The 7,459-nt window shown below is 47.4% G+C and carries 6 protein-coding genes; 5 read left to right on the top strand and 1 reads right to left on the bottom strand.

Annotation, left to right across the window (positions count from 1 at the left end; translation table 11 throughout):
• The 3 genes from F6K52_RS28585 to F6K52_RS28595 all read left to right on the top strand — a co-directional run.
• The coding region (locus tag F6K52_RS28585) for an efflux RND transporter permease subunit (protein ID WP_293086629.1) at positions 1-1,941 on the top strand (1,941 nt) is incomplete at its 5' end.
• Positions 1,934-3,427, top strand: coding sequence for an efflux RND transporter periplasmic adaptor subunit (locus F6K52_RS28590; RefSeq protein WP_293086632.1), 1,494 nt, complete (start codon positions 1,934-1,936; stop codon positions 3,425-3,427). The genes F6K52_RS28585 and F6K52_RS28590, both read left to right, overlap by 8 nt.
• 92 nt (positions 3,428-3,519) lie before the next feature.
• Positions 3,520-4,092: a DUF1131 family protein gene (locus F6K52_RS28595; RefSeq protein ID WP_293086635.1), complete on the top strand. Its 573-nt coding sequence runs from the start codon at positions 3,520-3,522 to the stop codon at positions 4,090-4,092.
• A 40-nt stretch (positions 4,093-4,132) separates the two neighbouring features.
• Here F6K52_RS28595 and cimA read toward each other — a convergent pair whose 3' ends face one another.
• Entirely contained in the window at positions 4,133-5,800 is a 1,668-nt protein-coding gene (cimA, locus tag F6K52_RS28600) for a citramalate synthase (protein WP_293086639.1), read from the bottom strand.
• A 410-nt stretch (positions 5,801-6,210) separates the two neighbouring features.
• Here cimA and F6K52_RS28605 point away from each other — a divergent pair, with 410 nt between their 5' ends.
• Both F6K52_RS28605 and F6K52_RS28610 read left to right on the top strand, forming a co-directional pair.
• On the top strand, positions 6,211-6,549 hold the full coding sequence (locus F6K52_RS28605) for a 2Fe-2S iron-sulfur cluster-binding protein (protein ID WP_293086642.1): 339 nt from the start codon (positions 6,211-6,213) through the stop codon (positions 6,547-6,549).
• Positions 6,550-6,734: 185 nt separating this feature from the next.
• Positions 6,735-7,304: a Uma2 family endonuclease gene (locus F6K52_RS28610; RefSeq protein WP_293086645.1), complete on the top strand. Its 570-nt coding sequence runs from the start codon at positions 6,735-6,737 to the stop codon at positions 7,302-7,304.
• The last annotated feature ends 155 nt before the right edge of the window (positions 7,305-7,459 follow it).

Consider the following 7,459-nt stretch of genomic DNA (forward strand, 5'->3'; position numbering starts at 1 on the left):
CAGGGTATCCCACGCCGAAAGGCAATAGCCAAAACTGCTAATTCCTTAGCCATACCCCTATTAGCATCCACCCTGACCACAGTGTTGACCTTTCTACCCATTGCTCTTCTTCCTGGGGATACAGGGGAATTTGTAGGGACAATTTCTTTGAGTGTGATCCTTGCTTTGCTGAGTTCCCTATTGTTATCGTTAACAGTCATCCCAGCTCTCAATGGCAGGATGCAGGTGCTAAATTATGAACGAGGAACGAAAAACAATCAATTAACCTTCCAGGGCTGGTGGAATACAGGCTTTTCTATACCCAGGTTAACTAAAGTTTATCGTCATACCCTGTCTTCTATCTTGGCACGGCCTGTAGTGGGAGTGGTGCTAGCTCTGATTTTACCAATCACAGGCTTTCTGATGGCTGGAACTCTCCAAGAGCAGTTCTTCCCTCCAGCAGATCGAGATCAATTCCACATCGAGTTGGAACTCTCCTATTCCGCATCCATAGAACAAACCAAATCTGTTGTTGAAGGAGCAACTGAGGTGATTTTGAAGCACCCGGAAGTGCTTAACGTTCATTGGTTTTTAGGAACATACGCCCCTGCATTCTACTACAATATAACCAGTCGAGGCAGCAAGGGTGGAATTCCTAATTATGCTGCTGCTATGGTTCAACTGACCTCACCCACCAAGAGCCGCCAGTTGATTCGAAACCTACAAAAAGAACTAGATCTTGTTATTCCAGAAGCCCGAGTCTTAGTCAAACAACTGGAACAAGGACCACCATTTGCCCCCATTGAATTACGTATTATAGGTCCTAACCTAAATATCCTAAAACAATTAGGAAACCAAATCCGGGAAGAACTGGTTAAAGTAGCCAACATCACCCACACCCGCACCAGTTTAGGGGAAGCTCTACCCAAACTCGCCCTATCCTTAGATGAAGAACAAGCCCGGCTCTCAGGACTCGACAACACTCAGATTGCCCAACAACTCAACGGTAACCTGGAAGGAACACTCGGTGGCTCGATCCTAGAAGGCACCGAAGAACTCCCAGTGCGAGTCCGCCTGGGCAAACGCGATCGCGGTAACCTCGACCAAATTGCCACCCTTGACTTGCTGCCAACCACCATCCCATCGAATCAAAATCCCCCGACCGTTCCCCTCTCCGCCCTCGGTCAAATTGAACTGGTTCCCGAAGTAGCCACCATTACCCGACGCAATGGCCAACGGGTTAATACAGTCCAAGGCTTCATCACAGCAGGAGTCCTACCCTCAACCGTTTTAGCTGACTTTAAACAGCGCTTAGAAACCAGTAACTTCCAACTGCCCCCAGGCTATTCTCTGGAGTGGGGAGGAGAATCCGCCGAACGCAATGAAGCTGTAGGCAACCTGCTGTCCACCGTCGGTGTGCTGCTCGTATTAATGGTTGCCACCCTAGTCCTGTCTTTTGGTTCCTTCCGGTCTGCCGGGATCATTGCTCTAGTGGGTATTGGTTCCATTGGTCTCGGACTTGCTTCGTTGTGGATCTTTGACTATCCCTTGGGTTTCATGGCTATCCTCGGCACCGTTGGCCTAGTGGGTGTGGCGATTAACGACTCTATCGTTGTCCTAGCTGCCCTCCGGTCTGACTCAATGGCTCGTCAAGGCGACCGAAAAGCCATGGTAGAGGTAATTGTTCTTTCCACTCGCCATGTCCTCACCACCACCATCACTACAGTAGCTGGTTTCGTACCCCTGTTGCTTGATGGTGGTCAGTTTTGGCCCCCTCTAGCTATCTGTATCGCTGGTGGCGTAGGTGGTGCTACTCTCCTAGCTCTGTTGTTCGTGCCTTGTGCTTACTTGCTGCTTTTCGGTCGTAGTCCGAGAGTTAGGGACAGACAATATCGAGCTGTGTCAATAGAGCATTTCAATTCCAATAGCGGGCTTACTGTAGGGGGTCATGACTATGAATAATAACTCAGCTGGCCATCAAACTAGTCTGACTCGAGAACAGACAGACAGATTGGATCAATCCTCTCCTGCTGTTGAGCAAGAGCAAATCTTGCCTTCGTTAACTGCTCACGAAAGGGAAAAACCCCAAACACTAAATAATTTCGGCTTATGGCAGAGTGGGACTATCTTATTACTTTCTGGGTTCTGTATTTTTCTGCTGAGTCCCCCTGGATCTAACTGGCGCTTAAATTTATCCAAGCTTAATGGTAGCCAAGCCAATCAGGAATCCAAGCCCCAAGATTCCTTTTCCGGCAATATCCTCCCGGTTGAGACAATCAGCGTCAAGGCCGTAGATTCATACCAACTGTTGCGCTCCTACACTGGTTCCCTAGTCACCCGTCGCAGTAGTGAATTGGGTTTTGAGCGTTCTGGTAAATTAGTCCGCCTCACAGTGGATGAAGGAGACTGGGTTAAAGCTAGTACGCCCCTGGCTTACCTAGATACCAGAAATCTCAAAGCCCAACAGCGGGAATTACTGGCGACTCTTGCGCAACAGCGAGCCCAGCTCAAGGAACTGTTTGCTGGACCGCGTTCCGAAACCATTGCGGCAGCAAGAGCTTCAGTCAGGGATTTGAGTTCCCAACTCGAACTCGCTCGTAAGAAACGCTCCCGGCGGGAAGCTCTGTATCGGGAAGGGGCAATTTCCCGTGAGCAACTCGATGAGGCAGCTAGTCAAACCAGTGTCGTTCAAGCTCGCCTTGAGGAAGCCAAAAGCCAGGTCGATGAGTTACTCGCTGGAACACGCCCCGAACGCATTGAAGCCCAACAAGCATCAATCCAACAACTGAATGCCAGACTAGCCAGTCTCGAAATTAAACTGGAAAACAGCATCCTGAAAGCCCCTTTTTCGGGAACCATCTCTGCCCGCCTTTTGGACGAAGGAACTGTAGTCTCTGCCGGTCAGCCCATCCTGCGCCTCGTGGAAGATGGCGCAATTGAAGCCCGGATTGGTGTGCCCGTAACCGCTGCTGACCAACTCCAACTCAACAGCGAACAATCATTGCAAATAGGACAGAAGACTTATCGAGCCCGAGTTTCCTCAATTCTGCCCGAACTAGACTCTAGCACCCGTACCTTAACCGTTGTCCTGACCCTGGATGCCTTGGCAGTCAGGGAAGTGTCCCCTGGACAGGTAGCGAGGTGGAGATTAGCCGAAACTATTCCTACTGCTGGTTACTGGCTGCCCACCACTGCTCTAGTGCAAGGAGTACGTGGTTTGTGGTCTTGCTACGTCTTGGGGGAATTGGCTGAATCGGATCTTTCTGGTGCAGCTCACGTCTTCAGTGTCGAACGGCGAGAGGTGGAAATTTTGCAGACACAGAGTAACCGCATTCTGGTTCGCGGTACCCTCCAACCAGGGGATCAAGTCATCGTCGGCGGAACCCATCGCCTTGTGCCTGGACAACGGGTGCGCTCAAAAACCGTTGCTGGGGTCAAAGTGCGATAGTAGTGTCTTGGGCTAAGTAGAACAAGTATTATTGTTTAAGTTTAACCTTCTTGCTAATGTAATTAGTAGTTAAGATAAACTCTTTAAAAAGATTGTATAGAAAAACACTGTTTACCCTAACCAGCATCGTCCTACTCACAACTATCCTGGGCGCTTGCACCAAGGAACCTTCCCCCCCTGAAACTAAGTCTAATCTCAGGCTGACACCAGAAGGTTTGGGTACACTCAACAAAACCAGCAACTTTGATGCTGATACCATCAAGAGTGCTTTGCCCAGTTATACCGTTAAAAAAGAAACCACCTCTGCTGAAGGGGAAACTTACGATATTTTCAAAGCCTACTGGCAAGATAGCCCGGTAGTGGAAATAGATGCCGACATCTCCCAGCAAAAAATCGGCAGGATGGCAATACTAAGCGATCGCATCCCTGGTCCAAAGGATGTGAAGGTAGGAATAGCCTACTCAGCCACTCCTGGACAAGAGAAACTAGACTGCTTTCCAGGTGAGGAAGGGTCCACGGGGAAAGTGATTTGTAGGTTTGAGGAAAATGCCTCGATCTTATACATCTACCAACCCCTTAACTGGGAAGGGCCTTATCATAAGTTACCTCCCCAAGAGGTTCTCACCAAGGCTAAGCTAGATAGTCTACTTTGGGTAGCACGTTAGTGCGCAAATAGCAAATATTAATTACTAATTAGTGCTCTAATTACCGCTCTTTCAGGGCTGGGGAATGCCTCAATGGTGTCTTTGCTGAAGATTCCAACAGCAAACCATACTCAATGCCTTCCACCACAGCTTCATAGGACGCTTCGAGAATATTACTGGAAACCCCCACAGTTGTCCAGCGCTGTTCTCCATTGCTCGATTCCACTAACACCCGTGTCTTAGCCGATGTGCCAGCAGCACCATCCAGAATCCGCACTTTGTAGTCGGTTAGATGAAAATCAGCAATCTCTGGGTAAAAGTTCACTAAGGCTTTGCGCAAGGCTGCATCAAGGGCTGAAACTGGTCCATTGCCTTCTGCTACTTCCAAAATATCCTGGTTGTTAACAGATACTTTAATGGTTGCCACAGAATTACTGTAGGGTTTACTGACCCCTTGTAGCATATCGCTATGTATCTGACAGCCTTTGAGTTCAAAGGGATGTTGTCGATATCCCAAAGCATCCCGCATTAACAAATCAAAACTGGCTTCCGCTGCTTCAAATTGATACCCTTCATTTTCGAGATCTTTGAGGCGTTCCAGGATTTGGCGACAGGCGGGGTCTTTTTTATCCAGGTCATGACCGAAACTACGGGCTTTTGCTAATACATTGCTCAATCCTGACTGGTCAGAAATTACGATCCGACGCTGGTTACCAATCTGTTCTGGCTGAATATGTTCATAGGTCAGAGGATTCTTTGCCACCGCTGACACATGGATGCCACCTTTGTGAGCAAAGGCTGAACGACCCACAAAGGCAGCATGGTCATTGGGAGCAAGATTGACAATCTCGCTAATTAAACGACTAGCTTGGGTAAGTCTGGCTAGCTGATTATCCTGAATACAGGAATAACCAAGCTTCAACTGTAAGTTAGGAATCACAGAACAGAGATTGGCATTACCACAACGTTCACCATAACCATTAATCGTTCCCTGAACCATACACGCTCCCTCAGATACAGCAGCTAAGGCATTAGCAACCGCTGTATCGGAATCATTATGGGTATGGATTCCTAACATAGGAACGTTCAACTCATTTTCAACATTAAACCTTCCAACGTTCAACTCTTTAGCTACATCTCTAACAATTTGACTAACTTGATCGGGTAGGGTACCACCATTGGTGTCACACAGTACTAGCCATTCTGCACCCGCATCTCTCGCAGCTTTCAGGGTTTTGAGGGCATAGTCTCGATTGGCTTTATAGCCATCAAACCAGTGTTCTGCATCATAAATCACCCGACGCCCTTGACTACGGAGGTATTCTATAGTACTCCGAATCATGGCTAGGTTTTCCTCTAGGCTAGTTTTCAGCCCTTCGGTGACATGAAGATCCCAGGATTTACCAAAAATAGTCACCCAGCGCGTTCCTGCAGCTAAAATAGCTTGCAGCATCCGATCTTCTGCAGCGGTCATGTTTGGGCGTCGAGTTGAGCAAAAGGCTACTACTTCTGCTTGTTTGAGAGGTTCTTCTTTGAGCTTCCAGAAAAATTGCACATCTTTCGGATTTGCCCCTGGCCATCCTCCTTCAATGAAGGGAATACCCAACTCATCCAGTTGCCGAGCAATGCGTAACTTATCTTCTAGAGACAATGAGATTCCTTCACGCTGGGCACCATCCCGCAGCGTTGTATCGTAAATCCAGATGGGGTGAGAAGCTGTTGAAATCATGGGCAGGTAGAATAGTTGAGTTTATCGTAAAGAAATGTAAATTATAGTTAAGGGTAAGCTTTGATGGCCTAAAGCTCTGTCAAGGGCAAGGCACGCAGATAACCTTCCGACATTTACCCGCGCTTAGCAGTGTAGGAAGGTTACCCATCTCTTAAGCCTTGATAGATCAAGGGTATCAATTGATGCAGCGCCGACCTGCGGGGGTTTCCCCCACTCGCGCTTTGCATGGCTGACAGAGGACTAGACCAAACTATCTAAAATCTAGATATTTATAAACGCAGCTTATCTAGAACCATCAAACAATAAGACCACCTTGGTGTATTGCCAGATTGGCTCTGTTCACAACACTAAACATAGCTGCATCCAATTGTATTAAAAAATAAGCTACAGATAAGGAGTAATCTTTAATAATGTCTAAAGTAACAGCACAAGGAAAAAGCTTTGAATGTGACCAGGCCAGTAATCTGCGCAAGGTGTTACTAGACCATGGGGTTGCCCTATACAACGGCAACGCTAAACTAATTAACTGTAGAGGATTAGGCAGCTGTGGTACCTGTGCGGTTGAGATAGACGGGGAAGTATCTGAGGCAAATTGGAAAGATAAAGCTAGGCGATCGCTTCCGCCCCATTCTCCGACAGCAAATCGCCGCTTAGCCTGTCAGACTAAGGTTTTAGGTGATGTTTGTGTTACCAAATATGATGGCTTTTGGGGGCAAGGAGATAAAACTGTCTGGACTCCAGAATCATGAAGTTGCCAATGGTGACTAGAACTTTGGCTGTAGTTAAAACCTAGGGCGTGTCGTCAGTTAAGCCAAACAACAGCAGCAGCGAGATCAATTGCGCCTAAGAAATTTATCGCAGTTTTATCGTAATGGTTTGCCATCGCAGTGTATTGCTTAATTTTAGCGAATAAATTCTTAAAAGGAGGTCATCAATGGTTGCTGTTAATCAAATTAGACAAACGTTGACCCTTGCGGAATTTTTAGAACGTCCTGAAACCAAACCTGCTAGTGAATATGTCAATGGACAAATTCAACAAAAACCTATGCCTCAAGGAAAGCACAGCATCCTTCAACGGGAATTGAGTTTTGCTTTAACACTGGCCTTAAAGCCAGAGCGAACTGCCCAGGCATTCCCCGAACTGCGGTGTACCTTTGGTGGGCGATCAATTGTCCCAGACGTTGCCGTCTTTCGTACAGAACGGATTCCTCGTGATCATGATGGCCAAGTGGCCAATTCGTTCAATCTACATCCAGATTGGACCATCGAGATCTTATCCCCCAAGCAGAGCCAAACCAAAGTGATTCGCAACATTCTCCATTGTCTCGACAACGGTACTAACATGGGGTGGTTATTGGATCCGGAAGAGTCCTTGATATTTATTTATAGTGCCGATAAATCCGTGCAACTGTTTGAGAACTTAGAGGTGGTGTTGCCCGTGCCAGAGTTTGCCCAAGCAGTGCAGCTTAAGGTGGGTGAGATATTTGATTGGTTGAAAGAGTAAACGGATCTTGTAAGCTGTTCAGTATTTAGATTGGGATACCTAAATTGTTCAAAGGGAATAGGGAACAGGGAACAGGGAACAGGTATTAACCAATTTAAATGCACACCAGCTAAGGATGCGATCGCGTAGCGTAGCCCTTCGGGCTAGGTCGAGTG

The organism is Moorena sp. SIO3H5 (genome assembly GCF_010692395.1).
GTDB lineage: Bacteria > Cyanobacteriota > Cyanobacteriia > Cyanobacteriales > Coleofasciculaceae > Moorena.